This window comes from Kitasatospora sp. NPDC058965 (assembly GCF_042741245.1).
Taxonomy (GTDB): domain Bacteria; phylum Actinomycetota; class Actinomycetes; order Streptomycetales; family Streptomycetaceae; genus Kitasatospora.
This window is the reverse complement of sequence record NZ_JBHYKG010000022.1, coordinates 22,146-47,805: the sequence shown is the minus strand read 5'-3', so window position 1 is coordinate 47,805 and position 25,660 is coordinate 22,146. Positions and strand designations below refer to the sequence as shown.

The following is a 25,660-nucleotide window of genomic DNA, read 5'->3' as shown; positions in this document are numbered from 1 at the left end:
GGGGGGCCCGCGGGCCCCGCTTGGGGGGGCCCCGGGGGGGGGGGGGGGGGGGGGCGGGCGCCCGGGGGTGGCGGGCCCGGGCCGCCCCCCCCCGACCGGTCACGGACGCGGCGGCTGCTCCGGGTCGACCACCTCGCCCTGGATCACCTTGCCGTCCGGCCGGTGGATCCGGATCTGCTCCTGCAACCGCATCGCGTCGGCGAGGGGGTCGCCCGCCGGGGCGGCGCGCAGCACGCGCTGCGCGACCCGGCGCCCGGCACTGCGCCAGACCGCCCTGGTCGGCGGCAGCAGCAGGGTCAGGCCGAGCAGGTCGGACAGGAAGCCGGGCACCATCAGCAGCACGCCGGCCAGCACCGTCAGGCTGGTGTTGGTCTCGGCCGCGCCGGAGGGCGGCATCTGCCCCTGCTCGAAGGAGGCGGACGCGTTGCGCAGCGCCCGCAGTCCGGCCCGCTTGATCAGCCGACCGCCCAGCACCACGCCGAGCAGCAGGAGCAGCAGCACCAGGAACCAGCCGATCACCGAGGCGAGCTCGATCACCAGCCAGAGCTCCAGCACCAGCCAGGCGGCCGCCGCCAGTGGCAGCCAGCGGCGCAGCGGACTGCGCCGCCGGCCCGGCCGACCGGTCTGGGCGCCCCCGCTCGGACCGCCGGGGCCGGCGGTGTAGGGCCCGGGAACACGGGTCGGGTCAGCGTGCTGGGTCACGGTGCGCATCCACTTCCTCGCGGCGCCGAGCGGCACCGTCCGGACTGGTCCCGCACGGTCAGGGCGCCACCTTGGACAACGGCTCGCCCGCCGCCGGTGTTCCGGGCGCCGGGCTCCGCCGCCGGCCGAGCAGCACCGCGGCGCCGCAGGCCAGCAGGCCGATCACGGCCACGGTCCACTCCGGGGCCGCGCCCAGCCGGTCGGCGAGCGTCTTCCCGTCGCGCAGCGGCACCGTGGCGCTCAGCTCGGCGGCGGTCAGCTCCTGGGTCCGGCTCTCGATGCTGCCGTCCGGGCGGATCACCGCGCTGATCCCGCTGGTGGCGGCGATCAGCACGGCCCGGCCGTGCTCGACGGCGCGCAGCCGGGACATCGCCAGCTGCTGGTCCGGCTGGCCGCTGCGGGCGTAGGTGGCGTTGTTCGTCTGCACCACCAGCACCCGGCCGCCGTCGTTGACGGTGTCCCGGACGATCTCGTCGTAGGCGACCTCGAAGCAGATCACGTCGCCGATCCGGGCCGGGCCCAGCTGCATGACGCCGGTGCCCTTGCCCGGGTAGAAGTCGCGCGCGACCCGCTGCAGCCGGGTGATCACCTTCATCAGCACCGAGCGGAACGGCACGTACTCGCCGAACGGCACCGGGTGCTGCTTGGTGTAGTGCGCGCCGGGGCCGGTGGCCGGGTCCCAGACGATGCCCTCGTTCTGCACGTGCTGGGCGTCGGGGCCGTCCACCAGCGCGCCCACCAGGGTGGGCACGCCGATCGAGCGGACCGCCTGGTCGATCCGCTGGTAGGCCAGCGGATCGCTGTACGGGTCCAGGTCGGAGGAGTTCTCCGGCCAGATCACGACGTCGGGGCGGGGCACCTGACCGGCCTTGATCTGCGCGGCGAGCTGCTCGGTGGCGGCCGCGTGGTTGTCCAGCACCTGCATCGGGCGGCCCAGGAAGTCCATCCCGGGGCGCGGCACGTTGCCCTGGACCAGGGCGACCTTGACCGAGTCGTCGCCCTTGGTCGGCACCGGCACCAGCATCCCGCCGGTGGCCGCCACCGCCGCGCAGAGCACGGCCGCGGTGGCGCGCACCGCGGTGCGCGGGCCGCCCGCCCGCGCACGGACGGCCAGCAGCACCAGCGAGGCGACCAGGGTGCCGGTCAGCGCGACGGCGAAGGTGACCAGCGGCGCACCGCCGAGCGCGGCCAGCGGGGTGTACGGGCTGGCGGTGTTGGCGAAGGCCAGCCGGCCCCACGGGAAGCCGCCCAGCGGCAGCCGGTCGCGCGCCCACTCCTGGGTCACCCAGAGGCAGGCGGCCCACAGCGGCCAGCCGCGCAGCCGCGAGGTGAGCGCGAGCGCGCCGCCCAGGGCGGTCACGAAGAGCGCCTCGGCCAGCGAGAGCCCGATCCAGGCGTCCGAGCCGATCACCCGGATCCACACCAGCAGCCAGAGGAAGAACGGCAGCCCGAAGGCGAACCCGGTCCACAGGCCCTGGCGCACGGTGCGGCCGAAGGTCAGCAGCGACAGCGCGGCCACCGCGAGGATCGACAGCGGCCACAGGTCGTAGGGCGGGAAGGCCGCGGCCAGCAGCAGACCGGCACCGGCCGCCAGCGCGCTGCGCCGCCAGCCGGCGCGCACCCGGGCGCGCAACCGGGTCCAGCGGACCGGGCGGGCCGGCCCGGTCGGACCCTGCGGGGTCGGGTCGACGGCCGTGGACTCCACGTCGACGGGCACTGCCACCTGGGTACCTGGCTTTCTGGGGCTCGGCCTCGGGGAGACCTGCGGGGGTGCTCACGAAGGTACCTGGTCACCCGGACCGGCGACCAGACCGGTCCGGATGAGAACCGCGCAGGTCAGCGCGAGTAGACCTCGGTGCCGCGGACCACGGTCCGCAGACAGGTCGGCAGCTTGGTGCCGGGGGTGAGGTCGGGCAGGCCCGGGGTGCCCGAGCGCGGGTCGGTGGACCAGCCCGCCACCCGGGAGTCCGGGGCCTGGACCACCAGCTCACCGGTCTCCCAGACCGCGTAGCTGGCCGGGGCGCCCGGCACCAGCACGCCCTCGGTGTCCCGGCCGATCGCCCGCCAGCCGCCGCGGGTGTGCGCGGCGAACGCGGCGCGCACCGAGATCCGGTGCTCGGGGGTCTGGTGGAAGGCGGCGGCGCGCACCGTGCCCCACGGGTCGAGCGCGGTGACCGGCGCGTCCGAGCCGAAGGCCAGCGGCACCCCGGCGCGCAGCAGGGCGGCGAACGGGTTGAGCGCGGCCGCCCGCTCGGCGCCCAGGCGCTGCACGTACATGCCCTCGGGCCCGCCCCAGGCGGCGTCGAACGCGGGCTGCACCGAGGCGACCAGGCCGAGCTCGGCGAAGGCGGTGACGGCGTCCCCGTCCAGGGCCTCGGCGTGCTCCACCCGGTGCCGCAGCGCCTTGACCGCGGGCAGTCCGCACCGCTCGGCGGCGGTGCGCACGCCGGCCAGCACGGCGGTCAGTGCGGCGTCGCCGATCGCGTGGAAGCCGGCCTGCAGGCCCGCCCCGGTGCAGGCGGTGACGTGGTCGGCGACCTGATCGGCCGTCAGGTAGGCGGTGCCGGTGTGCGCGGCGTCCTGGTAGGGCGCGTGCAGGCAGGCGGTGTGCGAGCCGAGCGCGCCGTCCACGAAGAGGTCGCCGCCGGCGCCGACCGCGCCGAGTCGGCGGGCGGTGTCGACGCCGCCGAGCTCGCCCCAGTAGCCGTAGACCTCCGGGCCCGGGGTCTCGGCGGCCAGCGCCAGCAGGGCGGCCAGGTCCTGCTCGGAGGAGATCTCGGGGCCGGCGCACTCGTGCAGCGCGGCGATGCCGAGCGAGGCGGCGTGGCGCAGCGTGGCCAGCTGCGCGGCGCGGCGCTGGGCCGGCGTCAGGGCGGCCAGCGCGGTGCGGCGCACCGCGTGGTGGGCGTCGCGGGTGAGCGGCTCGGTGGGGTGGTACCCGGGCAGGTCGGCCAGGCCGGGGGTGAGCTCGCGCAGCGCGGTGCCGGCCAGCGCGGAGTGCACGTCGGTGCGGGAGAGGTAGAGGGGGGTGCCGCCGGCCGCCAGGTCGAGCTCGGCGAGCGTGGGCGGGCGCTGCTCGGGCCAGCGGGTCTGGTCCCAGCCGTGGCCGATCAGCACGCCCGCGTCCGCGCCGGCCCGGGCGAACCCGGCGATCCGGTGCAGCGCCTCGGCCAGCGTCGGGCAGTCGGTCAGGTCCAGGCCGGTCAGCGCCAGGCCGGCCGAGGTGGCGTGCACGTGGGCGTCCACGAAGGCGGGGGTGACCAGCGCACCGTCCAGCTCGACCACCTGGTCCGCGACGGCGGCGTACGCGTCGGCGGCGCCCTCGCTGCCCACCCAGGCCACCTGTTCGCCCTCGATCAGCATCGCGGTGGCGAAGGGGTCGGCCGGGCTGTAGACGGTGCCGCCGCGCAGCAGCACGGTGCGGGAGGTGCGTTCCATGAGGGACAGTCTGCACCCGAGTTGTCCGGGTATCTGCACCGGCCCGGCGGTCGCGGCCCGAGCGGTCGGCGCGGTCAGAGCTTGGGCGGGCGCGCCTCGTACGGGGTGGAGAGCACCACCGTGGTGCGGGTGGAGACGCCGGCGGCGCTGCGGATCCGGGCCAGCAGGTCCTCCAGGTCGCTCGGGGCGCCGACCCGGACCTTGAGGATGTAGTTCTCGTCCCCGGCCACGCTGTGGCAGGCCTCGATCTCCGGCAGCGGGGCGAGGCGGTCCGCCACGTCGTCCGGGGCGCTGGGGTCGAACGGCTTGACCGAGATGAACGCGGTGAGCGCCAGGTTGACCGCGTCCGGGTCGATGATCGCGGAGTAGCCGCGGATCACCCCGCGCTGCTCCAGCCGGCGCACCCGCTGGTGCACCGCCGAGGTGGACAGGCCGGTGGCCTTGCCGAGGTCGGTGTAGCTCATCCGCCCGTCCTGGACGAGCAGCTGAACGATGCGCTGGTCGAGATCCTCCACCCGCCCAACCTACCGGACCGCGGCGCCGCCGGGCCCCGCCGCGGCCCGGTTCGTGCGCCGGTGGCACATGCCGGGGGAATGTGGCGAAGACCACACGCCAGTGCATCACCGTGCGTCCGGGTGCAGGGTTATGACGCCCCACCAGCGGGCATGGCTGGTGGTGGCCCCGGCCGAGTTGGCCCGGCCCGATCCAAGGGGGATCAACATGCCTGCTACCGAGCAGCGCGCCCTGCGCGCCGACTCCACCCTGACCTCGCACGACGAACCGGAGGGCGAGGAACGCTCCCCGGGCCTCGACCTCGTCACCGGCACCGACCCGGGCGAGGCCGAGACCTGGGAGATCGTCCGCGTCATCTGCCCGGAGTGCCAGCGCGCCATCGCCCTGGTGGGCGACGAGGAGCAGCTGCCGCAGCACGCGGTGCTGCGCACCGCCTGGCACCCGTTCTCGCCCGCGCTCTGCCCGGGCTCCGGCCTGCCGGCCGACGACCTGGACGAGCTGGAGCCCGAGGCCGGCGTCGACCAGGCCGGCACGCTGGCCAAGCTGCTCAGCCTGCCCGCCGAGCTGGACTGGCGCACCCAGCCCTTCTCGCACGCCGCCGGACCGGGCACCGCGGCGGCGGCCGCGCTGCGCCTGATCCCGCCGCAGCGGGCGGCCTGACGCACCGCTGAGCGAGCGCTCGGTCACGGGGAGAAGGGGAGGGGCGTCCACCCGGGCGAGCCCTCCCCGCACCGTCCGACCTAGGGTCGAGGACATGGAGCACTCCCCCGACCCCGTCCCGGACCTGGGCACCGCCCCCGACCTGGCCGCCCTGGCGGCCGAGCTGCGCGCCCTGCCCGCCTCGCTCGGGCCGGTGCGACTGGTCGCCGTGGACGGGCACGCCGGCTCCGGCAAGACGACCTTCGCCGGGCAGCTGGCCGCCGCCCTGGGCGGCGCTCCCGTGGTCCACCTGGACGACCTGGCGACCCATCAGGAGTTCTTCGCCTGGACCGGGCGGCTGCGCGACCGGGTGCTCACCCCGCTGGCGGCCGGCCGGACCGCGCGCTTCGAGCCTTACGACTGGGTTGCGCGTCGCTTTCGGGGGGCGCGCGAGATTCCGGCTGCGCCGGTGGTGCTCCTGGAGGGCGTGGGCGCCGGACGGCGGGCGCTGCGGCCGGAGTTGGCCGCGCTGCTCTGGATGGAACTGCCGGCCGCCGACGCCCGCGCGCGCGGGCTGCGCCGGGACGGTCCGGAGCTGGCCGACTTCTGGGCCGAGTGGACCCGCGCCGAAGTGGCGCATTTCACGGCGGACCCCAGCCGTCCGTTTGCCCAGCTCACGGTGGACGGTCGCACCAGCAGGCCACTCCAGCCCCACCTGGCTAAGCGGTCGCTTGACCGGGAAGCCGTGGAGGAACTAAGTTCTCTCTCGTTGCCGGAGTAGTTGAGCCCGCAACAAGATGCGGCACCTCCGGCTTGTTCCCCCGTGAGCCGGAGGTGCCGTTTCGTCTGCCCGGACACCGGCGCCGACCCACCGTCAGTACGCCAACGATCGACCCGTACCGGCGATTTGGCCTCGCACGACACGCTTCCGGATCAGCCTCACTTGGGTACGATCGCCCTGGGCGCACCCGCGCCCCGGGTGCACGGCGCCGGCTGCCGGAGCTGAGCTCCCAGCTGAGCCGTCGACCGGGCCTCGGTGCACATCACGGGGGGCGTGAGTGATCACTGGTGACAACACGGGCAGCAGCGCCCCGCACGGACCGGCCGACCGCGCCTGGCTGCGCGCGATGGACGCCTACACGGCCGGCGCCTACGCCCGCGCCGAGGAGGAGTTCCGCACCGCCGTCCGGCTCGACCCGGGGATGGCGGACGCCTGGCTGGGCCTGCACGCACTGCGCTGCGACACCTCCGGCGCCCTGCTGGCGATGTACCGGCACAAGAAACGTTTCGGCGAGCAGCGCACCCGCCACCAGCGGCCGCTCAGCTCCTGGTACTGGCTCGGCTGGTGGGTGCAGCCGGTGCTGGAGGACACCCGCGACCTGACCCTGGCGCACGCCTCGCACTGGCTGGACGGACGCCACCTGGCCGAGCTGGACCGCGCGCTGGCCCAGTGCCCGCCGGTGGAGCAGGACCCCTCGGTCCGCTTCCTGCACGCCTGCCGCGCCTACCTGCTCAAGGACTGGGAGCAGCTGATCCGCGACACCGACCAGTTACTGGACGACCCGCTGCTCGGCATCGAGTCCGGCCTGTTCGGCGGCATGGCCCGGGTCCGCCTGGACATGTGCCCGCAGGCCCAGGCGCCGCTGGCCGCCTCGCTGGCCCGCTGCCGCTCCGAGCAGCCGCAGCGCAAGGAGCTGCGCTACTGGCTGGCCCGGGCCTACGAGGGCGCCGGCCGCAGCGCCGCGGCGCTGCCGCTGTACAGATCGGTCAACCGCGCCGACCCCTCCTTCATGGACGCCGCCGCCCGGCTCGCCGCCATCGCGGCCGAGGACGGCCTGGGGCTGCTGGAGGAGCTGCCGGTCTTCGACCCCACGGACGCCCCCGGCGGCGGGCCGGACGGCTTCGACGAGACCTTCGACCTGGTGCCGGCCGAGAACCTGCCCGAACCCGCCCTGCCCCCCATCGACCAACTCCGCACCGACCCCCCGCTCGCGGAGCAGTCCCTCACCGACCAGCTCCCGGTCGCCGAGCGCTCCGCCGAGGGCACCCCCGAGCCGCTGCCGACCGCCGCGGCCGCCGCCGCGGTCCGGATCCAGCTGGACCCGGCGCCCGCGGAGGGTCGGCCCCCGTTGGTCGAGCACGCCGCACAGGCCCGGCTGGACGCCGCGCTCGCCGCGCTGGAGCAGATGGTCGGCCTGGACCCGGTCAAGCGCCAGGTCCGCGCGCTGTCCGCCCAGTTGCAGATGGCCGGGCTGCGCGCCGAGCAGGGCCTGCCGGTGCAGCCGCCCAAGCGCCACTTCGTCTTCTCCGGCCCGTCCGGCACCGGCAAGACCACGGTGGCCCGGATCCTCGGCCAGGTCTTCCACGCCCTCGGCCTGCTCTCCGGCGAGCACCTGGTGGAGGCCCAGCGGGCCGACCTGGTCGGCGAGTTCCTCGGCCAGACCGCGGTCAAGGCGAACGAGCTGATCGACTCCGCGCTGGACGGCGTGCTCTTCATCGACGAGGCCTACAGCCTCGCCAACTCCGGTTACAGCAAGGGCGACGCCTACGGCGACGAGGCGCTGCAGGTGCTGCTCAAGCGGGCCGAGGACAACCGGGACCGGCTGGTGGTGATCCTGGCCGGCTACCCCGAGGGGATGAACCGCCTGCTGGCCGCCAACCCGGGCCTCAACTCCCGGTTCACCTCCCGGGTGGACTTCCCGAGCTACCGGCCGGCCGAGCTGACCGCGATCGGCAGCGCGCTGGCCGCCCGCGACGGCGACCGCTGGGACGAGGACGCCGCCGACGAGCTGGCCAGCATCTGCGCCCACGTGGTCGGCGAGGGCTGGATCGACGAGCTCGGCAACGGACGGTTCATCAGGACCCTGTACGAGAAGTCCTGCGCCTACCGGGACCTGCGCCTGACCCAGGGCCGCGGCCGGCCGGGCCGCGAGGACCTGGCCACGCTGCGGCTGCCCGACCTGGTGCAGGCCTACGGCGAGCTGATCGACGGGCGGGGCGAGTAGGGCCCGGCCGGGCGGGGCCGGCCCGGGCTCAGGCCGCCGCGGCGGGCCGGTGGTCCGGGTCGTGCATCTCGCCGACCAGCTCCTCCAGCACGTCCTCCAGCGTGACCAGCCCCAGGGTGCGCCCGTCCGGCCCGGTCACCGCCGCCACGTGCGCGGCGGCCCGCCGCATCGCGGTCAGCGCGTCGTCCAGCGGCAGCCGGTCGGGCACCACCGTGACCGGGCGCCACAACCGCACCGGCAGCGGGGCGTCCGGGTCCTCGGCCTCCAGCACGTCCTTGACGTGCAGGTAGCCGAGCACCTGCCCGCCGGCGTCGATCACCGGGAAGCGGGAGAAGCCGGTGCTCACCGCCAGCTCCTCGATCCGGCGCGCGGTCACCTCGGTGTCCACGCCGACCAGCTGCGCCGTCGGCAGCAGCACCTCGCGCACCGGCCGCCGGCCCAGCTCCAGGGCGTCCTCCAGCCGCTCCTGCTCGGTGTCGGCGAGCAGGCCGGCGGCCCGCGACTCGGCCAGGATCCAGAGCAGCTGCTCGGCGCTGACCACCGACTCGACCTCGTCCTTGGGCGTCACCCGGAACAGCCGCAGCACCGCGTTGGCGGAGGCGTTCAGGAACCGGATCACCGGCGCCAGCCAGCCGGCCAGCCGGGCCAGCGGCGGGCCCAGCCAGAGCGCCGCCTTCTCCGGCGAGGTCAGCGCGATGTTCTTGGGCACCATCTCGCCGATCACCATGTGCAGGAAGACCACCAGCGCCAGCGCCACCGCGTAGGCCAGCGGGTGCACCACGGCCGCGGGCAGGCCGGCGGCCGCGGCCGGGCCCTCCAGCAGGTGCGCGATGGTCGGCTCGGCCAGCGCGCCCAGCAGCAGCGAGCAGACCGTGATGCCCAGCTGGGCGGCGGCCAGCAGGGCCGAGACGTTGGACAGCGCGTGCAGCACGGTGCGGGCCCGCCGGTGGCCGGCCTCGGCCAGCGGCTCGACCTGGCTGCGCCGCACCGAGATCACCGCGAACTCGGCCCCGACGAAGTAGGCGTTGCCGAGCAGCAGCAGCACCGCGGCGAGGAGTTGGAGGAAGGTCACCGCGCCTCCCCGGTCGCCACCAGCAGCACCTGGGTGGTGCGGTGCCGGTCCACGGCCCGCACCGTCAGCCGCCAGCCCGGCAGCTCGGCGCCCTCCCCCGGCTCGGGGATCTTGCCCAGCAGGTCGGCGAGCAGGCCGGCCAGCGTCTCGTACGGTCCGTGCGGGGCGTGCAGGCCGATCGCCTCCAACTGGTCCAGCCGGGCCCGGCCGTCGGCCAGCCAGGCCGCCCGGCCCTGCTGCGGCGGCAGCGCCAGCAGCTCCGGCACCGCACCGGGGTCGTGCTCGTCCTGCACCTCGCCGACGATCTCCTCGACGATGTCCTCCAGGGTCACCACGCCGGCCGTACCGCCGTACTCGTCGATCACGATGGCCATCGGCTGACGGCGCCTCAGCTGGTCCAGCAGCCGCTCGGCCGAGAGGGTCTCGGGGACCAGCAGCGGGGCGCCGGCCAGCTGGGCCACCGACACCTCGGCCCGGCGCTCCGGGCGCACCCCGAGCGCGTCCTTGAGCGTCACGGTGCCGGTGACCTCGTCCAGGCTGTCCCGGTAGACCGGGAAGCGGGAGAAGCCGGTGGCCCGGGTCAGGTTGACCACGTCGGCGGCGGTGGCGTCCTGCTGCAGCGCGCAGACCGCCACCCGCGGGGTCATCACGCTCTCCGCGGTCAGCCCGCCCAGGCCCAGGGTGCGCACGAACAGCTGCGCCGCGTCCTCGGCTATCGCGCCCGCCTCGGCCGAGTGGCGGGCCAGGAAGGCCAGCTCACCGGGGGTGCGGGCCTGGTCCAGCTCCTCGGCCGGCTCCATCCCCATGGCCCGGACCAGCCGGTTGGCGGCACCGTTGAGCACGGCGATCAGCGGGCGGCAGGCGGCCGAGAAGAGCCGCTGCGGCGCGACCACCGCGCGGGCCACCTGGAGCGGCCGGGCGATCGCCCAGTTCTTCGGGACCAGCTCGCCGATCACCATCTGCAGCACGGTGGCCAGCCCCAGGCCGACCAGCAGCGCCACACCGGTGGCGGCGGCAGCGGGCACCCCGAGGGCGGTGAACACCGGACTGAGCAGCGCCGAGAGCGCCGGCTCGGCGAGCATGCCGACCACCAGCGAGGTGACGGTGATGCCCAGTTGGGCGCCGGAGAGCTCGAACGAGAGGTGCCGCAGCGCGGCCCGCAGGCCCTGCGCCCGGCGGTCGCCGGCCTCGGCGGCCCGGTCCACCGTGCCGCGGTCCACGGTCACGAAGGAGAACTCGGCGGCGACGAAGAGGCCGTTGGCGAGGATGAGCAGCAGGGCGGCCGCCAGCAGCAGCCAGGCGGTGATCACAGCGCCGCCCGCTTCCCGCAGTCACGGCCGCGCACTGCGGCGCGGGGCGGGGGCCAGGCGGCGTCGGTACTACCGGACGGATCGTCCATCGAGGGGGAGAGTCACTCCTCAGGTCACGGGTGGTGCGGCCGGAGCACTTTGCTTCGGCTTTACCAGCCTAGCCGATCCCTGTTCGAGTGCTCGTACGGCGCACGCACATCGTGCGAACGCAGGCCTACCTGGTCGGGTCGGGCTCGTTGACGGCGCCGTGCGCCTCGGCCAGGTCGCGCAGCGCCCGGGCCGCCCGCACCGCCTGGTCCCGCCCGCCACTGGGCTGGATGCCCATCGCGGCCAACGAGGTGCCGTCCGCCAGGTCCAGGGTGGCCCACGGGTCGCCCTGACGCAGGTTCACCCGGACGATCTCGGCCCAGTGCAGGCGCCGGGTGCGCAGGTGGTTGATCACGGTGACGCCCTCGGCGTCCGCCAGGATCCTGGGCCGGGCCAGCATCAGGCCGACCGAGGAGAGCGCCAGCCCGAGGCAGGAGAGCATCACCCGGTCGTTCAGCCGCCAGCTCTCCGGCAGCACCAGCGCCATGGTCAGGAAGGTGGCCGCGAGCAGCCCACTCGCCGTCAGCAGCACCGCGCGGTTGCGGCGGGGCAGCCAGGTGACGGGCAGGGTGGGCAGCTCACTGGTCGACATGGTGCTGGTGCTTTCGGAACGGAGCGGGCGGGTCAGAGGCGGCAGGCGTGGATGTTGGTGACCAGGACGCCGCGGGCGCCGATGCTCCAGAGGTCGTCCATGATCCGCTGGGCCTCCTTGCGCAGCACCATCGAGCGGACCGCGACCCAGCCCTCGGTGTGCAGCGGGGAGACGGTCGGCGACTCCAGGCCGGGGGTCAGGGCGACCGCCTCGGAGACCTTCTCCGCGCGGATGTCGTAGTCCATCAGCACGTAGCGGCGGGCCACCAGCACGCCCTGCAGCCGGCGCATGAACTGCTCCACCGACGCGTCCTCGCCGGCGCCCTTGGGCCGGATCACCACCGCGTCGGAGACCAGGATCGGCTCGCCGAAGACCTCCAGGCCCGCGTTGCGCAGGCTGGTGCCGGTCTCCACCACGTCCGCGATCACGTCGGCCACGCCCAGCTGCACCGCGGTCTCCACCGCGCCGTCCAGCTTGGTCACGGTGGCCTGCACGCCGCGCTCGGCCAGGTGCTGCTCGACCAGGCCGGTGTAGGAGGTGGCGATCCGCAGGCCCTGCAGGCCCTGCACGTCCTTGGGCGACCCGGCCGGGCCGGCGAACCGGAAGGTGGAGCCGCCGAAGCCCAGCGCCAGCACCTCCTCGGCGCCCGCGGCGGAGTCCAGCAGCAGGTCGCGGCCGGTGATGCCGACGTCCAGCCGGCCGGAGCCGACGTAGACGGCGATGTCGCGCGGGCGCAGGAAGAAGAACTCGACCTGGTTCTCCGGGTCGACCAGCACCAGCTCCTTGGGGTCCTTGCGCTGGCGGTAGCCGGCCTCATGGAGCATCTCCGCCGCCGGACCCGAGAGCGAACCCTTGTTGGGGAGGGCGATGCGCAGCATGAGAGCGAGATCCTTCGTTAGGACGTACGGACGGGAGCGGGACTAGAGGTAGGCGTAGACGTCGTCGAGCGTCAGGCCGCGGGCGACCATCATCACCTGAAGGTGGTACAGCAGCTGCGAGATCTCCTCGGCGGTCTGCTCCTTGGTCTGGAACTCGGCCGCCATCCAGACCTCGGCGGCCTCCTCGACCACCTTCTTGCCGATCGCATGGACACCCTGCTGCACGAGCTGGGCGGTGCGGGAGGACGCGGGGTCGCCGGTGGCGGCCTTCTGCTGGAGCTCGGCGAAGAGCTCCTCGAATGTCTTCGAAGCCATGATGGGAATCACCATACGGGGTCTCGTGTCGCGGGTGGGAGGCGTCCCGGACGGTGGACACCGTTCTGGGACGCCTCCCACCCGTGGCTCAGTGCTCGGGACCGGCCGCGCCCGGCGCGGGCGCCCCGGCGGCGGTCAGCGCCAGGGCTCGGCGACGGCGCGCAGCGTGGCCGCGGTGGCCACCGCGGCGGTCACCGCCTCGTGGCCCTTGTCCTCGGCGGAGTCCGGCAGACCCGCCCGGTCCAGCGCCTGCTGCTCGTTGTCGCAGGTCAGCACGCCGAAGCCGACCGGGACGCCGGTGTTCACGCTGACCTGGGTCAGGCCCAGCGTGGCCGCCTCGCAGACGTAGTCGAAGTGCGGGGTGCCGCCGCGGATGACCACCCCGAGGGCGACCACCGCGTCGTAGCCGCGCTCGGCCAGGTGCTTCGCGGCCACCGGCAGTTCGAAGGTGCCGGGGACCCGCACCACGGTGGGCTCGTCGATCCCGAGCTCCTTGAGCGCGCGGTGCGCACCGGCCAGCAGGCCGTCCATCACCTGGGTGTGCCACTGCGCGGCAACCACCGCGACCCGCAGGTCCTGGGCGTTCTTGACGGTCAGCTCGGGGGCTCCGTGGCCAGCCACGTGACTTCTCCTTGGGGTTTCTCGGGCCGTGCGGTTTCGGTCGAACGGTGGAGCGGTGGAACGGTGGAGCAGCGGAACGGTGGTTCAGCCGACGAGCCACGGCAGGTCGTGGCCCATCCGGTCGCGCTTGGTCAGCAGGTAGGCCAGGTTGTGCTCGCCCGCCTGCACCGGGATCGGCTCGCGGCCCTTGACCTTGAGGCCGTGCTCGGTGAGCGCCGCGTGCTTGTCGGGGTTGTTGGTGAGCAGGGTCAGCGAGCGGACCCCGAGCTCGGTGAGCATCTGGGCGCCGATGCTGTAGTCGCGCGCGTCGGCGGGCAGCCCCAGCTCCAGATTGGCGTCCACGGTGTCACGGCCCTGCTCCTGCAGCTGGTAGGCGCGCAGCTTGTGGCCCAGGCCGATGCCGCGACCCTCGTGGCCGCGCAGGTAGAGCACCACGCCGTGGCCGGCCGCCGCCACCTGGGCCAGCGAGGCCTGCAGCTGCGGGCCGCAGTCGCAGCGCAGCGAGCCGAACACGTCGCCGGTCAGGCACTCGGAGTGGATCCGCACCAGCACGTCCTCGCCGTCCGCGAGCCGGCCCGCGCCGTCCAGGTCGCCGGCCACCAGCGCGACGTGCTCGACGCCGTCGATCGTGGAGCGGAAGCCGACCGCGGTGAACTCGCCGTGCTCGGTGGGCAGCTTGGTGACGGCGACCCGCTCCACGTGCTGCTCGGTGCGCCGGCGGTAGGCGATCAGGTCCTCGATCGAGATGATCGACAGGCCGTGCTCGCGGGCGAAGGCGACCAGCTCGGGCAGCCGGGCCATGGTGCCGTCGTCGTTGACCACCTCGCAGATCGCGGCCGCCGGCGGCAGGCCGGCCAGCCGGGCCAGGTCGACGCCGGCCTCGGTGTGGCCGGGGCGCACCAGCACCCCGCCGTCCACCGCGCGCAGCGGGAAGACGTGGCCGGGGCGGGTGAAGTCGCCGGCGGTGCTGGCGGGCTCGCCGAGCAGCCGGACGGTCAGCGCGCGGTCCACGGCCGAGATGCCGGTGGCCTCCACGTCCCGGGCGTCGACCGAGACCGTGTAGGCGGTGCCCTTGCGGTCCTCGTTGACCCGGGTCATCGGGGGCAGGCCGAGCCGGTCGGCGTCCGCGTGGGTGACCGGGACGCAGATCACCCCGGAGGTGTAGCGGATGGTGAAGGCGAGCAGTTCGGGGGTGGCCGCGGTGGCGGCGAAGATCAGGTCGCCCTCGTTCTCGCGGTCCTCGTCGTCCACCACGACGACGGCGCGGCCGGCCGCGATGTCGGCGATGGCCCGCTCCACCGGGTCGAGGGTCAGGTCCAGGTCGTCGTGCGTGCTGCTCATGCCGGGGCTCCCTGCAGGCTCGGGGTGGAGTTCTGGGGCAGTCGGCTGCGCAGCCACCAGGCGCGCAGGCCGGCCAGCACCAGGACGAAGTAGATGCTGTAGACCAGTCCGGAGAAGGGCAGGCCGCTGTTGAAGGCGAGCGGGACGCCGACCAGGTCGACGGCGATCCAGGCGATCCAGAACTCCACCCAGCCGCGGGCCTGGGCGACCATCGCCGCCAGCGTGCCGGTGAAGATGTAGGCGTCCGCCCACGGGGACCAGGACAGGTTCCAGTGCTGGAAGACCAGCGCGACCGCGACGGTGACCACGCCGGTGCCGAGCACCAGCAGCGCCCGCTCGGTCCAACTGGCGAACCGGATCCGGATGTCGCCGTGCTCGCGCCGACCGCGCTGCCACTGCGCCCAGCCCCAGACCGCGGTCACGATCACCACCAGCTGCTTGCCCACCCCGCCGGACAGGTGGGCGGACCAGTAGGCGCCCACCAGGACGACGCCGGAGAGCAGTTGGACCGGCCAGGAGACGATCGAGCGCCGCCAGCCGAGCGCCAGCGCGGCCAGGCCGAGCAGGTTGCCGATCGTGTCGTTCCACTTGAAGTGCTCGCCGAACAGGGTGAAGGCGACCGAGTTGAGCGCGTTCACGGCGCGACCTGCCCGCTGCCCGGGACGGTGCCGGCGGCCAGCAGGCGCTCGACGTACTTCGCCAGCACGTCGACCTCCAGGTTGACCGGCTCGCCGAGCTGCTTGGCACCCAGCGTGGTGAGCGCCAGGGTGGCCGGGATCAGGCTGACCGAGAAGCTGTCGGCGCCGGCCTCCACCACGGTCAGGCTGATGCCGTCCACCGTGATCGAGCCCTTGTCCACCAGGTAGCGGGCGATGCTCTGCGGCAGTGAGAAGCGCAGCACCTCCCAGCGCAGCCCGCCCTCGGCGTCCAGCTCGCCGGGCTCGCGGGAGAGCAGCTCGCCGGTGGCGTCCACGTGGCCCTGGACCAGGTGGCCGCCGAGCCGGGCGCCCAGCGCCATGGCCCGCTCCAGGTTGACCCGGGAGCCGGCCCCCAGGCTGCCCAGGCTCGACCTGACCAGCGTCTCCTTCATCACGTCCGCACTGAACTCGTCGCTCTGGGCGTCCAGTTCGTCGTTGGAGTCGAGGACGGTCAGACACACGCCGTTGACCGCGATGGAGTCGCCGTGCCGGGCACCGGCCCGCACCACGGGACCGCGCAGGCGGATGCGCGAGGAGTCGCCGAACTCCTCGATGGAGACGACCTCGCCGAGCTCTTCGATGATGCCGGTGAACACCCGGGTTCTCCTCGCGCTACTAGGGCGCGGACTCCGGGGCGGCACGTGGGAAGCTGACTACGGGTGCGTCCGTCGGCCAACGGCGGCGACCGCCCGCCCAGGGGACGGGAGTTGTGCCGTTGTTCAAGTGAGCACGGGACCCCCGGGAGGGACCTCGTGGTACTGCCGCGTCGAACCCGTCGCGCACGCCTCCCATCCGGACTTTAACCGTCGGTCCAGGAGTTTCACCTGGTCAACCGGCCGCTGGCTGCGGACGGGTCGCGGACTGTAACCGCCGGTTCGGATTTTCACCGACCCCGGAGTGCGCTGAACGTCACTGCTTACTGCATTGCCGTCATTCTGCCATGATCCGCAAGCCGCGCGGGAGGGGGCGTCGCTGTGCTCTGTTTCACTCACCGGGCGGGAATGGTTCCGCTCGGCGGCCGGGACCGCCGGAGTGTCGACCCCGGAACCGCGTCCGGCCGGCGGCGCCGGGTGCCAGGGTGGGCGCATGGCCAAGACCGTGTACTACACCGCGACCACGCTGGACGGCTTCCTCGCCGACCCGGAGAACTCGCTGCAGTGGCTGTTCGAGGTGGAGGAGGGGGAGGCCACCGGCGGCGCGCTGGACACGGCCGCCTTCCTGTCCACGATCGGCGCGATGGCGATGGGGGCGACCACCTACGCGTGGCTGCTGGCGCACGAGCAGCTGGCCGAGCACCCCGGCAAGTGGCGGGAGTGGTACGGCGAGCGGCCCTGCTTCGTGTTCAGCCACCGTGAGCTGCCGCTGCCGGCGGGCGCGCCGGTCCGCCTGGTCCGCGGGGACGTCCGGCCGCTGCACGCGGAGCTGGTGGCCGCGGCCGGCGGGCGCGACGTGTGGCTGATGGGGGGCGGCGAGCTGGTCGGCCAGTTCGCCGACCACGGGCTGCTGGACGAGATCGTGGCGACCGTCGCGCCGGTCACCCTGGGCGCCGGCGCCCCGCTGCTGCCCCGCCGGCTGTCCGCCGACCGGCTGCGGCTGCGCGCGCTGGGGCGGCTGGGCCAGTTCGCGCAGCTCGTCTACGACGTCCGGCCGCCGGCTGCCGGACCGGTGCCGCCGGCCGCGCAGTGAGCGGGCGGGACGACCGGGCAGTGGGCGGGCGGGACGACCGGGTCCCGGGCGTCCTGCTGCCCGCACACCAGCAGGCGCTCCGGGCCGTGCACCACCAGGTCCGGTGACCACCGCACCGGCTCGGGCACGTGCCGGGCGAGCGCGATCCGGGGCAGCCGGGCCAGCACGGCGGTCAGCCCGAGTTCGACCTCGGCGCGGGCCAGCGGGGCGCCGGCGCAGGAGTGGATGCCGCCGCCGAACCCGTGGTGCCGGTGGCTGTCCCGGAGCAGGTCCAGGCGGTCCGGGTCGCGGAACCGCGCCGGGTCCCGGTTGGCCGAGCCGAGCACCAGGGTCACCGCACTCCCCTCGGCCACCTCGCGCCCCTCGATCCGGTCCGCCCGGCCCGCGTACCGGGTGATCAGCTGCACCGGCGGGTCGTAGCGCAGCAGTTCCGCCACCGCCGGGCCCGCCAGCTGCGGCCGCGACCGCAGCAGCGCGAGCTCCTTGGGGTGCTCCAGCAGCGCCAGCAGCCCGTTGGCCAGCAGACCGGTGGTGGTCCCGTGCCCTGCCGTCAGCAGGTGCAGGCAGGTCGCCACCACGGTGTCCTCGGGCAGCTCCCCCGCGTGGCGCAGCATCGCGCCGAGCAGGTCGCCGCGCTCGCGGCACGCCCCGGAGCGGAGTTCGGCCCGGACGTACCCGTCCAGCTCCACCGCCGCCCGCTCGGCCCGCCGGTACCCGCCGGCGGTCGCGTCCACCGCCGGGCGGGCGCCGGTGGCCTGCCGCAGCTCGACGGCCCGGGCCCGGAACCAGGCCCGGTCGGTGCGCGGCACCCCCAGCAGCTCGCTGATCACCAGCACCGGCAGCGGTGCGGCGAACGCGCCGACGAAGTCGGCCTCGCCGCGCTCGGCCAGCTCGGCCGCCAACGCCTCCGCCAGCTCCTCGGCCAGCCGCCGGATCCGCGGCCGCAGCAGCTGCACCGTCCGCGGCGCGAGACTGCGCGCCACCAGGGCGCGCACCCTGGTGTGCTCGGGCGGAGCCAGGGAGACCGTCCACCGCGCCACCGTGCGGGCCAGGTGCGGGCAGTCCGGCGGGACCGGCACCGGGTGCGGGCCGCGCCGGTAGTCCGCCCGGCCGGACAGCACCCGGGCCACGGCCTGGTGGCCGAACAGGTACCAGCTCCCGTCCTCCGCCCGGTGCACCGGGTCGTGCTCCCGGTACCACCGGTAGAGCGGGTACGGGTTCGCCGGGTCCACCTCGTCGGGCCGGAAGCTCATCGGGCACCTCCGCGTACCGGGTCGGCGACCTCCACCGCTGTCACGGCCGGCCGGCGGGCACGGCGCATCGCGGGAACCTCCGGTCGCCCTGACGGACCGTCGTTGCGCCGGGCACCCGGGTCGGTGCGCGGCGGGACCAATGGCACTATGTCAACACGTCGACCCGAGAATTCCCGGCTCGACACGACCGCGCGGGCGCGGACACCCGGGGCGGACGGCCCGCGCCGCGCGCCCCGTGCCGGTGGGCCCGGTGCCCGGACGGCTGTGACCGGCATGGCATCCTGTGACCCGTGCTACTCGCCAGCCATGGGTCCAGCGTCGAGCTGCGGCCGCTGCGGTTCCAGTTCTCCCACCCGACGGGATCGTCCTGGGACGACAACTGGCTCGTCATCGAGGGCCGGGTGCGGACCCCGGCCGGCCACTGGTCCTTCCAGGAGCCGGTCCTGCTGGTCAGCGAGGCCCAGGACGTGGGCGGCTGGCTGCGCTCGGTCGTCCAGGGGCGGGTGGCGGTCACCGGTCCCGACGAGGACGGCGGGCTGAGCCCGAGCCTGGACTTCCTGGAGCCGAACGTGGCCTTCAGCCTGGCCGCCCGGTCGATCGGCCGGTCCGTGGTGCGGGTGCACCTGTCGCTGGAGTCCGCGCCGCCGTGGCTGGACCGGGACGACCTCGACCTCCACCAGTACGCCGTGGAACTCGAACTCGGCGACCGCGAGCTGCTGGCCGCCGCCGACACCTGGACCCAGGAACTCGCCCCGTTCCCGCCGCGCCGGCTCAGCCCCACCTGACCGCGTCGCCCGGCGCGATCCGCCCCGGCCGCTCCACCTTCGCGTAGACCCCGGCGCACGGCAGCGCCGCCATCCCCGGCAGCGGCTCGGCCCGGTTCTCCCGGGCGACCACCCGCAGCGCCTCGGGATCCGGGGGCAGCTCGCCGTGCGCCAGCGTCGGGACGGCGCAGCGCGGGGTCGACGCGATCACCCGCAGCCGCAGGTCCGGGCCGACCAGCAGCTCGCGCCCGACCCAGTCGTTCTCGGCGTAGGCGGCCGCTCCGTCCGTCCGGACCACCAGGTTGGGCCGGTACCGCTGCCACGCGGCCCCGGTGCGGGCCAGGGTGGCGGTGCCGATCAGGTGCACGGGTGCGAAGTCGAAGAACGTCCCGGCGGGCGCGCCGGTGCCGATCCGGCTCACCGTGAACGGTACTTCGGCCGCCGGCCCGACCGCGAGCACCTCTTCGGGGACCGCCCGGTCGAGCTCGCCCCCGGCGGGCGGCTCGGCGATCAGCGCGACCTCCCGCCCGAGCAGTCGGGACAGCGCCTCGGACGCTTTTGACGGGTCGTCAGCTCGCAGGTGCAGGCCGCCCGCCCCGCCGATCTCCACCCCGTCCGGCCCGAGGACCGCCGCCAACTGCAGCAACTCCCGCCACCGGCTCGGGTACTTGGCGCTGGCCACCTTCCCGGTCGCCACGTCCAGCAGCGCCAACCCCCGGTCCCCGGCCAGCCCCCGCTCGGTCACCTCGGCATGCGGCAGCACCTCGCCGAGCATGGACTTCACCGGGTAGCGGCACAGCAGTTCGATCTCCATCCGGCCCATCCTGCCCGACCCCTGCCGGAGGTCAACCCACTTGTTACGCAGGCCGCGACCGGCCTTCGGGCATTGGAGCCGGGTCCTGTCGGTCGCGGCGGATACCGTGCGACGCACCCGACGGACGGCGACGAGGAGGACTCCGCAGTGGGCGGCGATGGATGGGCGACGACCGATTCCTACCAGCAGGACCTGGCACTGGCGTTCCGGCAGGCCCAGGAACGCGAACTGGCCAGGGACGACCGCGGCTTCCCCGGAATGAGCATCGCCGAGTTGTGGCGGGACGAGTCCTGGCAGGAGTTCATCCTGACCGGCGGCACCGCCACGGTGCTCGACTTCTACGCGCTGATCGACGCCGGGGCGGCGGACGACACCGCCATGCTGCGCCCGTTGACCGAGGCCGAGGTCCGCACCTGGGCCCCCGAGGGCCGCCCGACCCGCGAACAGTGGGACGCCGCGCTCGACCACCTGCTGTCCGACGTCGGCCGTGGCAGCGGCCACTGCACGGTGCTGTACCTCGACGGTGAACCGGCCGAGATCGCCTACTGGGGCTGCACCGCCGACTGACCGCTCCGGCCGCCGGTGGGCGCGCCGGAGCAGGGGTCTCAGCGGCAGAGCAGGACGCCGACCTCGTTCCCCTCGGAGTCGAGGCAGGGCAGCAGTTGGTGACCGTCCGGGTCGACGAAGCACCCGAGCGCCACCACCTCCGACCGGCCGTCGGCGGAGAGCAGCCAGCCTTCTGCGTAGTCACCCGGCTCGGCGCCGTCGGAGGCGAGCGTGTCGGCATCGATGCCCGCTTCCGCGAGGCCCCGCTCCAGGTCCTCGGCGCGGTCCCAGCCACCGTCCTCGACCGGCGGCCGCCGCTTCAGCGCGGCCAGCGCCCGGGCGACCGCCGGAAGCACACCCTGCACGCCGGAGTCCAACTCTCCGCCGCGCACCACGAGGAACCCGGAGTTGGTCATCAGCCCGTCGCCCAAGTCACCCGCCTCCACGGGCAGGGCGTCGCCGGAGCGGACGAGCACGGCGGACACCTCGGGCACGAACTCGCCGTCGCCATCACCGTCGAGCAGCAGATACACCGCGTGCGGGCCCTCCCCCACCGGGACACCGAACGCGTCAGCGCTGAACGGATCCTCGAACCAGGCAGTGTCACCGCCGAAGTCCACCTCGACCCGGCGGTACCTGGCCGACTGCTCACCGGCATCCAGCGCGGGCAGTGCCGCGAAGAAGTCGGCCAGGTGGTCCTCGTCCTCGAACGCCCAGTCCATGCCCTGCTCTCCATTCCCGTCCGGTGATTTTCGGCCACGAGTTCGACGTGCCGTCAACGAGGCTGAGCGTAGCCCGCCGGTCGGACAGGGCGGTGAGGCAGTGTCCTGGCGATCAGCCAGGACACTGCCCAGTACGGCAACGGTGCCCACCGCCGGCGGCGCGGGGTGCGCGGCGCGGGGTGCGCGGAGCAACGGGCGCGAGGGCGGGCGGGCAGTGGGCCTGCCGAATCGGTGACGGACAGTCATCACCTGCCCGGAAAACGGATCTTGTCCCCGTCGTTGGTGGACGACTACCTTGACTGACGCCCTGTCATGATCTTGAAAGGAACACCGAAGGTGCGCATGTCCTGGAAGTCCGTTCTGGCCGTGACCGTGTCCGCCGTTGCCCTGAGCGGGGCCCTGGCGGTTCCCGCCGGCGCCGCGGTGACGACGGCGGCCGCTCCCGCCGCCGCGACCCAGAGCTGTTACGTCTTCAACGAGGCGGGCAGCGCGCTCAACGTGCGCAGCGGCCCGGGGACCGGCTACGCCGTGGTCGGCAGCATGGCCGCCGGCAGCCGGCTGCCCTGCGGGCCGCTGCAGGACAGCATGACGACCGGCGGCAGCTACTCCTCCTGCGGCGGCGGCAACACCTGGCTGCAGGTGACGCTCGGCGGCCGGACCGACTACGTGGCCGAGCGGTGCGTCTCCGTCGGCATGGCCTGACGGCAACGCGCGGCCCCCGGGTGCCGCGCGTCCCCTCCCCGACTCCGGGCAGACGCGGCACCCGGGGGGCCGGGATCGGCATGACAACCAGGGGTTGACAGTGACAACCAGAAGTTGTCACAGTGGGCGCATGGCGGACACGACTGACCTCTCCATGCACCGGTCGACCATCGAGCAGATCAAGGAGGCGCGCGAGCAGGCCATCCACCACACGCGCCTGGCCCGGCAGTTCGCCGTGGAGCGGCGCGAGTTGATGCAGGGCCTGCTCGACCAGGGCGTCTCGCAGTCGGACATCGCGCGCGAGCTCGGCGTGTCCCGCCAGGCCATCCAGAAGATGCTGGCCTGCTAGCGCGAGTCCTGCGCAGACCTCGCCGGGCGCGCGTCCTGCAGCAGGTCGCCGCGCCCGGCGAAGTGGTTCCGACGGACCGTCAGGTGTGGCTCGGGTAAGGGGTACTGGCGCAGGAGCTCGGGGACGGGCTCGGGGTGGCAGTGGCCGTGGCCGTGGCGGTCGCCGTGGGGCAGTCGGGTGGGGTCCCCGGGCCGATCAGCGAGAAGTCGGCGATCTGGTACGGGTCCTGGCCGTACCAGCCGTGGAAGTAGACGGTCAGCGACGAGGTTCCCGGGCCGGTGGTGACGGTCGCGGTCAGGGTGGTCCAGCCGGTGCTGCTGGACCAGTTGGACACGTCGGCGGTGCCCGAGCCGGTGACCCCGACGAACGCGTAGGAGCCGGCGACCACGGCCCGCAGGTGGTAGGTCGCGTTCGCCTCGACGGGGACCTGCTGGGTGCACCCCGCATAGCCGTTCGACCCGGGCCGCCCCTCCAGGCCGCGGCCGAGCGCGTCCCGGGAGAACGGCGCCACGCCCTCTTCGCAGTTCCAGAACACCATCAGGTTGCCCTGGTCGAACCCGCCGTTGCGGACCACCTCGACGTCCGGCGACACCGCGGTCGCCGGGCCGGCCGCACCGAACAGCGCACCGGCCACCGCCAGCGCCGCCGCGCCGGCCACCGCGACGCCGGACAGACCACTCCCGGCACTCCTGCGCCGGGGCCGGGGCCCGGGCCGGACGGGACGGATCGGGGAAGGTTCGACTGCACGCATGCCATCTCCTGCGGTGGGGAGTTGCGGACGGACTGCGGTGCAAGGGAGTGCCAGCCAAGGTGCTGGACGCGCGGTCCCCTGTCAAGCACCGGCCAACACCACCGCCCGGGAGCCGAGCGACCCTCCCCCGCCGCCTACACTGGACCGCCGCCGGATCCCTTCCCCGCCCCCGCCCGATCCGCGCCGGCCCGAGGAGGTTCAGGTGGCAGACAGCGACGGTCCCGACGTCCGGGCGACCGGTGGGCTCGACGCCCGCCTGGTCGACGCCGTCGAGCGGATCGGGGAGGCGAGCCGCGGGATGCTGCGCGATGCGGCGAAGCGCGAGGGGCTGTCGGTGACCCAGGCGCAGCTCCTGCTGCGGGTCACCAGCCCCACCGCCGGACCGCAGAGCACCGGGAGCTTCGCGCGCTGGCTGGAGGTGTCCGCGCCGACGATCAGCGACGCCGCGGGCGCGCTGGTGCGCAAGGGGCTGCTGCAGGCGGTGCCCGACGTGGCCGACAACCGGCGCTCGGCGTGGATCCCGACGGACCCCGGGCGGGCGGTGGCCGAGCGCCTGCACCACTGGCGGGACCCGCTGCTGTCCGGGCTCGGCGCGAGTTCGCCCGAGGAGCGGGCCACGGTGCTGCGCACCCTGCTGGAGACCGTCGCCTCGCTTAACCGGACGGGCCACCTGGCCGTCGCCCGCACCTGTCTGACCTGCCGGTTCTTCGGCGACGGCCGCCCGGCCGACCAACCGGGCGACTGGTGCGGCCTGCTCGAGGCGCCGCTCGCGCCGAGCGAGCTGCGGGTCGACTGCCCGGAGCACCAGCGGTAGCCGACCGGCGGGCCGGCCGGCCGGCCAACCCCACCCTGACCGCGCGTCAGTTGCCACACCCCGGAGGCCGACCCGCGCTTGCGCGGCACGGCGGGGCTCAGTAACGTCAGCAGTAGTTAGGACTCCTAATTCGAGTTCATCGAACTCAAGGACCCGAGGACTGCCCTGCCATGACGCATGCGCCCATTCCCGGCTACCACTACGACGACCCCGCGCTGCCCGCCTCCCCGGTGACCACCGAGGACTTCGAGCAGCTCGCCGCGGCCACGCTCTTCTCCGAGGCGGACATCACGGCCCTCAAGCAGGCGAGCGAGGTGCTGGCCGACCAGACCGAGCAGATCCTCGACGTCTGGTACGGCTTCGTCGGCTCCCACCCGCACCTGCTCGCCCACTTCGCCACGCCCGAGGGCGCGCCGATCACCGAGTACCTCGCCGCCGTGCGGCGGCGGTTCGGTCAGTGGATCACCGACACCTGCACCCGGCCGTACGACGCCCGGTGGCTCGCCCAGCAGGAGGAGATCGCGCTGCGCCACACCACCGCGAAGAAGAACACCACCGACGGCGCACGGTCGGTGCCCCACGTGCCGCTGCGGTACATGATCGCGTTCATCTACCCGATCACGGCGACCATGCGGCCCTTCCTCGCGGCCAAGGGGCACGCCGAGGACGAGGTCGAGGCGATGCACCAGGCGTGGTTCAAGGCCGTCACCCTGCAGGTCGCGCTCTGGTCGCGCCCGTACGCGGGTGGCGGCTGGTAGCCGCGGGGCGGGTGGCGGCTGGTAGCCGCGGGGCGGGCGGCGGGAGTCACGACCTCCGAGCGCCCCGGGCTGCCGGCGTCACTGGCCGGCCGCGCCGACCACGCCGCCCAGGGACGCGTGCGTGACTCCCGCGCTGCTCGCCGCTCCGTTGCCCGCGCTGCTGGAGTGACCGGCACCGGACGAGCCGCCGGAGCCGGCCGACCGGCCCGCACTGGCGGAGCCCCCGCCGGCCGGCGAACCGGCGGAGGACCCACTGCCGCCGGCGGGCGAACTGCCACCGGCCGAGTGGCTGGAACTCCCGGCGCTGCTCGCACCGCTGGCACCGCTGGCACCGCCGGCGGGCGGCGTGGTCGGGTGGTCCCCCGTGGCGCCGCCGCCACCGCCCACCGGACGGGTGAAGTACGTGCCCGAGCTCTGGTCCACCAGCACCAGCGTGCTGGCCGGCGCGGGCGCCGGACGGACCGTCACCACGTGCTCCGGCCGGAACCCCGGCCACGCCGAGCCCACGTAGGCCGGCGTGGCGGTGTCGGCCAGCGGCGGGGTGAGCGGGTTGCCGCAGGCGCAGCGGACCCGGGGCACCCCGTGGTTGTCCACCAGCACCGCGCTCCCCTCCTCCAGCACCGACTGGAAGCTGGTCGCCGCCCCGTTGGCGAACCCGTGGTTGGTGACCCGGGTGTCCACCCGCAGGACCGCCGAGCTGAGCGAGTGCAGGTAGTCCGGGATGGCGGTGGGGTCGATCCCCTCCACCCCCGCCCAGGCCTTGCCCTTGTCCGCGTGCGTGGCGAGGAAGCCGGTCAGCTGTGCCACGTCGCAGCTGCTGTTGTGCAGCGTCCCGCCGTACAGGCCGACCGCGGCGCCGTCGGCCGTGCCCCCGCCGGCGGGAACCGGCGGGGTCGCGGTCGCGGTGGCCGTCACGGTCGTCGCGGCGCCGCTCGCCGAGCCCGACGCCGACACGGAGCCCGTGTACGGGTCCTGTCCGGGTGCGGCGGCCGCTTGCAGGGTGACCTTCGGCGCACCGGTGGCGGCGGCCGTCGGGTGGTTGCCCTTCGGCTGACGCGCCACCAGCAGCACGGTCAGGCCCGCGACCAGCACCAGCCCGCCCCCGATCATCGCGAGCGTGCGCGGCCGCTGCCACCAGGGCTGTCCGCCGTCCCCGCCGCCCGGGGCACCGGCGAGGGTGCGCGAGGGCGGCCCGGGCGGACCCGGCGGCACCGGGGTCCCGGGCGGCTCGGCGGACGGCGTGGCCGCCACCTCGGTGGGCGTGCCCGCCGGGGGCGGCGGGACGACCGG

The 25,660-nt window shown here is 74.6% G+C and carries 28 protein-coding genes and 1 riboswitch; of the genes, 10 read left to right on the top strand and 18 right to left on the bottom strand.

Translation table 11 applies throughout. The annotated features are described in order from the left end of the window. Nucleotides 1-99 precede the first annotated feature (99 nt). The 4 genes from fxsA to ACFW1A_RS06445 all read right to left on the bottom strand — a co-directional run bounded on the left by fxsA (nucleotide 100) and on the right by ACFW1A_RS06445 (nucleotide 4,655). Nucleotides 100-702: an FxsA family membrane protein gene (fxsA, locus tag ACFW1A_RS06460; protein WP_380405134.1), complete on the bottom strand. Its 603-nt coding sequence runs from the start codon at nucleotides 700-702 to the stop codon at nucleotides 100-102. 58 nt (nucleotides 703-760) lie between these two features. After that, nucleotides 761-2,425 carry an apolipoprotein N-acyltransferase gene (lnt, locus tag ACFW1A_RS06455; protein WP_380405131.1) on the bottom strand — a complete coding sequence of 555 codons (1,665 nt, stop codon included), beginning with the start codon at nucleotides 2,423-2,425 and terminating at the stop codon, nucleotides 761-763. A gap of 113 nt (nucleotides 2,426-2,538) precedes the next feature. Beyond that, on the bottom strand, nucleotides 2,539-4,140 hold the full coding sequence (locus tag ACFW1A_RS06450; protein WP_380405128.1) for an amidohydrolase: 1,602 nt from the start codon (nucleotides 4,138-4,140) through the stop codon (nucleotides 2,539-2,541). A 74-nt stretch (nucleotides 4,141-4,214) separates the two neighbouring features. Continuing rightward, a complete protein-coding gene (locus ACFW1A_RS06445; protein WP_380405125.1) occupies nucleotides 4,215-4,655 on the bottom strand; it encodes an Lrp/AsnC family transcriptional regulator in 441 nt (146 codons plus the stop codon). Between the two features lie 130 nt (nucleotides 4,656-4,785). Between ACFW1A_RS06445 and ACFW1A_RS06440 the strand changes: the two genes are divergently transcribed. From ACFW1A_RS06440 to ACFW1A_RS06430, 3 genes are all read left to right on the top strand, one after another. Then, nucleotides 4,786-5,313, top strand: a complete 528-nt coding sequence (locus tag ACFW1A_RS06440; RefSeq protein ID WP_380405122.1) for a hypothetical protein — start codon at nucleotides 4,786-4,788, stop codon at nucleotides 5,311-5,313. 94 nt (nucleotides 5,314-5,407) lie between these two features. After that, nucleotides 5,408-6,073 (top strand): uridine kinase, encoded by a 666-nt coding sequence (locus ACFW1A_RS06435; RefSeq protein WP_380405119.1) that lies wholly within the window; start codon nucleotides 5,408-5,410, stop codon nucleotides 6,071-6,073. A gap of 346 nt (nucleotides 6,074-6,419) precedes the next feature. After that, complete coding sequence (locus ACFW1A_RS06430; RefSeq protein WP_380405140.1) at nucleotides 6,420-8,297, top strand: AAA family ATPase; 1,878 nt, start codon at nucleotides 6,420-6,422, stop codon at nucleotides 8,295-8,297. Between the two features lie 28 nt (nucleotides 8,298-8,325). On the opposite strand, the gene ACFW1A_RS06425 is transcribed toward ACFW1A_RS06430, so the two are convergent. The 9 genes from ACFW1A_RS06425 to ACFW1A_RS06385 form a co-directional block, all read right to left on the bottom strand. Then, on the bottom strand, nucleotides 8,326-9,369 hold the full coding sequence (locus ACFW1A_RS06425) for a hemolysin family protein (RefSeq protein WP_380405116.1): 1,044 nt from the start codon (nucleotides 9,367-9,369) through the stop codon (nucleotides 8,326-8,328). Then, the gene (locus ACFW1A_RS06420; RefSeq protein ID WP_380405113.1) at nucleotides 9,366-10,679 is read right to left on the bottom strand and encodes a hemolysin family protein; all 1,314 of its coding nucleotides are present in this window, start codon (nucleotides 10,677-10,679) and stop codon (nucleotides 9,366-9,368) included. The genes ACFW1A_RS06425 and ACFW1A_RS06420 overlap by 4 nt, the downstream gene beginning before the upstream one ends. 214 nt (nucleotides 10,680-10,893) lie before the next feature. After that, nucleotides 10,894-11,358 (bottom strand): PH domain-containing protein, encoded by a 465-nt coding sequence (locus ACFW1A_RS06415; RefSeq protein ID WP_380405110.1) that lies wholly within the window; start codon nucleotides 11,356-11,358, stop codon nucleotides 10,894-10,896. Nucleotides 11,359-11,390: 32 nt separating this feature from the next. Then, complete coding sequence (gene hisG / locus ACFW1A_RS06410; protein ID WP_380405107.1) at nucleotides 11,391-12,236, bottom strand: ATP phosphoribosyltransferase; 846 nt, start codon at nucleotides 12,234-12,236, stop codon at nucleotides 11,391-11,393. A 42-nt stretch (nucleotides 12,237-12,278) separates the two neighbouring features. Continuing rightward, a complete protein-coding gene (locus tag ACFW1A_RS06405) occupies nucleotides 12,279-12,551 on the bottom strand; it encodes a phosphoribosyl-ATP diphosphatase (protein ID WP_380405104.1) in 273 nt (90 codons plus the stop codon). A 135-nt stretch (nucleotides 12,552-12,686) separates the two neighbouring features. Next, nucleotides 12,687-13,172, bottom strand: coding sequence for a 6,7-dimethyl-8-ribityllumazine synthase (gene ribH, locus ACFW1A_RS06400; protein WP_380405101.1), 486 nt, complete (start codon nucleotides 13,170-13,172; stop codon nucleotides 12,687-12,689). Between the two features lie 84 nt (nucleotides 13,173-13,256). After that, entirely contained in the window at nucleotides 13,257-14,513 is a 1,257-nt protein-coding gene (locus ACFW1A_RS06395) for a bifunctional 3,4-dihydroxy-2-butanone-4-phosphate synthase/GTP cyclohydrolase II (RefSeq protein ID WP_380405098.1), read from the bottom strand. Next, nucleotides 14,510-15,151 (bottom strand): nicotinamide riboside transporter PnuC, encoded by a 642-nt coding sequence (locus ACFW1A_RS06390; RefSeq protein WP_380405095.1) that lies wholly within the window; start codon nucleotides 15,149-15,151, stop codon nucleotides 14,510-14,512. Before ACFW1A_RS06390 ends, ACFW1A_RS06395 begins: the two co-directional genes overlap by 4 nt. Then, the gene (locus ACFW1A_RS06385) at nucleotides 15,148-15,807 is read right to left on the bottom strand and encodes a riboflavin synthase (RefSeq protein WP_380405092.1); all 660 of its coding nucleotides are present in this window, start codon (nucleotides 15,805-15,807) and stop codon (nucleotides 15,148-15,150) included. Before ACFW1A_RS06385 ends, ACFW1A_RS06390 begins: the two co-directional genes overlap by 4 nt. A gap of 180 nt (nucleotides 15,808-15,987) precedes the next feature. Continuing rightward, a riboswitch (FMN riboswitch) is annotated at nucleotides 15,988-16,115 on the bottom strand. 182 nt (nucleotides 16,116-16,297) lie between these two features. On the opposite strand from ACFW1A_RS06385, the gene ACFW1A_RS06380 reads away from it, so the two are divergent. After that, nucleotides 16,298-16,897 (top strand): dihydrofolate reductase family protein, encoded by a 600-nt coding sequence (locus tag ACFW1A_RS06380; RefSeq protein ID WP_380405089.1) that lies wholly within the window; start codon nucleotides 16,298-16,300, stop codon nucleotides 16,895-16,897. Here the strand turns inward: ACFW1A_RS06380 and ACFW1A_RS06375 are convergent. Beyond that, nucleotides 16,846-18,150: a cytochrome P450 gene (locus ACFW1A_RS06375; protein WP_380405086.1), complete on the bottom strand. Its 1,305-nt coding sequence runs from the start codon at nucleotides 18,148-18,150 to the stop codon at nucleotides 16,846-16,848. The two genes, ACFW1A_RS06380 and ACFW1A_RS06375, sit on opposite strands and share 52 nt — an antisense overlap. 290 nt (nucleotides 18,151-18,440) lie before the next feature. On the opposite strand from ACFW1A_RS06375, the gene ACFW1A_RS06370 reads away from it, so the two are divergent. Beyond that, nucleotides 18,441-18,935 carry a hypothetical protein gene (locus ACFW1A_RS06370; RefSeq protein WP_380405083.1) on the top strand — a complete coding sequence of 165 codons (495 nt, stop codon included), beginning with the start codon at nucleotides 18,441-18,443 and terminating at the stop codon, nucleotides 18,933-18,935. On the opposite strand, the gene ACFW1A_RS06365 is transcribed toward ACFW1A_RS06370, so the two are convergent. Continuing rightward, nucleotides 18,922-19,728, bottom strand: a complete 807-nt coding sequence (locus ACFW1A_RS06365; RefSeq protein WP_380405080.1) for an MOSC domain-containing protein — start codon at nucleotides 19,726-19,728, stop codon at nucleotides 18,922-18,924. The two genes, ACFW1A_RS06370 and ACFW1A_RS06365, sit on opposite strands and share 14 nt — an antisense overlap. 147 nt (nucleotides 19,729-19,875) lie before the next feature. On the opposite strand from ACFW1A_RS06365, the gene ACFW1A_RS06360 reads away from it, so the two are divergent. Beyond that, a complete protein-coding gene (locus ACFW1A_RS06360; RefSeq protein ID WP_380405077.1) occupies nucleotides 19,876-20,295 on the top strand; it encodes a hypothetical protein in 420 nt (139 codons plus the stop codon). A gap of 38 nt (nucleotides 20,296-20,333) precedes the next feature. Here the strand turns inward: ACFW1A_RS06360 and ACFW1A_RS06355 are convergent, their stop codons facing one another. Further along, a complete protein-coding gene (locus tag ACFW1A_RS06355; RefSeq protein WP_380405074.1) occupies nucleotides 20,334-20,996 on the bottom strand; it encodes a hypothetical protein in 663 nt (220 codons plus the stop codon). 342 nt (nucleotides 20,997-21,338) lie between these two features. On the opposite strand from ACFW1A_RS06355, the gene ACFW1A_RS06350 reads away from it, so the two are divergent. After that, nucleotides 21,339-21,698: an SH3 domain-containing protein gene (locus ACFW1A_RS06350; RefSeq protein WP_380405071.1), complete on the top strand. Its 360-nt coding sequence runs from the start codon at nucleotides 21,339-21,341 to the stop codon at nucleotides 21,696-21,698. Between the two features lie 130 nt (nucleotides 21,699-21,828). Next, nucleotides 21,829-22,047, top strand: coding sequence for a helix-turn-helix domain-containing protein (locus ACFW1A_RS06345; protein WP_380405068.1), 219 nt, complete (start codon nucleotides 21,829-21,831; stop codon nucleotides 22,045-22,047). A gap of 79 nt (nucleotides 22,048-22,126) precedes the next feature. Here the strand turns inward: ACFW1A_RS06345 and ACFW1A_RS06340 are convergent, their stop codons facing one another. Further along, nucleotides 22,127-22,798, bottom strand: a complete 672-nt coding sequence (locus ACFW1A_RS06340; protein ID WP_380405065.1) for a carbohydrate binding domain-containing protein — start codon at nucleotides 22,796-22,798, stop codon at nucleotides 22,127-22,129. A gap of 202 nt (nucleotides 22,799-23,000) precedes the next feature. Between ACFW1A_RS06340 and ACFW1A_RS06335 the strand changes: the two genes are divergently transcribed. Both ACFW1A_RS06335 and ACFW1A_RS06330 read left to right on the top strand, forming a co-directional pair. Beyond that, nucleotides 23,001-23,612: a MarR family winged helix-turn-helix transcriptional regulator gene (locus ACFW1A_RS06335; protein WP_380405062.1), complete on the top strand. Its 612-nt coding sequence runs from the start codon at nucleotides 23,001-23,003 to the stop codon at nucleotides 23,610-23,612. Nucleotides 23,613-23,782: 170 nt separating this feature from the next. After that, the gene (locus ACFW1A_RS06330; protein ID WP_380405059.1) at nucleotides 23,783-24,370 is read left to right on the top strand and encodes a protoglobin domain-containing protein; all 588 of its coding nucleotides are present in this window, start codon (nucleotides 23,783-23,785) and stop codon (nucleotides 24,368-24,370) included. A gap of 78 nt (nucleotides 24,371-24,448) precedes the next feature. Here ACFW1A_RS06330 and ACFW1A_RS06325 read toward each other — a convergent pair whose 3' ends face one another. Then, on the bottom strand, nucleotides 24,449-25,621 hold the full coding sequence (locus ACFW1A_RS06325) for a DUF6777 domain-containing protein (RefSeq protein ID WP_380405056.1): 1,173 nt from the start codon (nucleotides 25,619-25,621) through the stop codon (nucleotides 24,449-24,451). Nucleotides 25,622-25,660 lie beyond the last annotated feature (39 nt).

Bases quoted from the DNA above. Each gene is read 5' to 3' on its own strand.
- ACFW1A_RS06450 (WP_380405128.1), bottom strand. From the start codon at position 4,140: ATGGAACGCACCTCCCGCACCGTGCTGCTGCGCGGCGGCACCGTCTAC.
- ACFW1A_RS06440 (WP_380405122.1), top strand. From the start codon at position 4,786: ATGACGCCCCACCAGCGGGCATGGCTGGTGGTGGCCCCGGCCGAGTTG.
- ACFW1A_RS06435 (WP_380405119.1), top strand. From the start codon at position 5,408: ATGGAGCACTCCCCCGACCCCGTCCCGGACCTGGGCACCGCCCCCGAC.
- ACFW1A_RS06430 (WP_380405140.1), top strand. From the start codon at position 6,420: ATGGACGCCTACACGGCCGGCGCCTACGCCCGCGCCGAGGAGGAGTTC.
- ACFW1A_RS06415 (WP_380405110.1), bottom strand. From the start codon at position 11,358: ATGTCGACCAGTGAGCTGCCCACCCTGCCCGTCACCTGGCTGCCCCGC.
- hisG (WP_380405107.1), bottom strand. From the start codon at position 12,236: ATGCTGCGCATCGCCCTCCCCAACAAGGGTTCGCTCTCGGGTCCGGCG.
- ACFW1A_RS06405 (WP_380405104.1), bottom strand. From the start codon at position 12,551: ATGGCTTCGAAGACATTCGAGGAGCTCTTCGCCGAGCTCCAGCAGAAG.
- ACFW1A_RS06395 (WP_380405098.1), bottom strand. From the start codon at position 14,513: ATGAGCAGCACGCACGACGACCTGGACCTGACCCTCGACCCGGTGGAG.
- ACFW1A_RS06380 (WP_380405089.1), top strand. From the start codon at position 16,298: ATGGCCAAGACCGTGTACTACACCGCGACCACGCTGGACGGCTTCCTC.
- ACFW1A_RS06375 (WP_380405086.1), bottom strand. From the start codon at position 18,150: ATGAGCTTCCGGCCCGACGAGGTGGACCCGGCGAACCCGTACCCGCTC.
- ACFW1A_RS06365 (WP_380405080.1), bottom strand. From the start codon at position 19,728: ATGGAGATCGAACTGCTGTGCCGCTACCCGGTGAAGTCCATGCTCGGC.
- ACFW1A_RS06355 (WP_380405074.1), bottom strand. From the start codon at position 20,996: ATGGACTGGGCGTTCGAGGACGAGGACCACCTGGCCGACTTCTTCGCG.
- ACFW1A_RS06350 (WP_380405071.1), top strand. From the start codon at position 21,339: ATGTCCTGGAAGTCCGTTCTGGCCGTGACCGTGTCCGCCGTTGCCCTG.
- ACFW1A_RS06345 (WP_380405068.1), top strand. From the start codon at position 21,829: ATGGCGGACACGACTGACCTCTCCATGCACCGGTCGACCATCGAGCAG.
- ACFW1A_RS06340 (WP_380405065.1), bottom strand. From the start codon at position 22,798: ATGCGTGCAGTCGAACCTTCCCCGATCCGTCCCGTCCGGCCCGGGCCC.
- ACFW1A_RS06330 (WP_380405059.1), top strand. From the start codon at position 23,783: ATGACGCATGCGCCCATTCCCGGCTACCACTACGACGACCCCGCGCTG.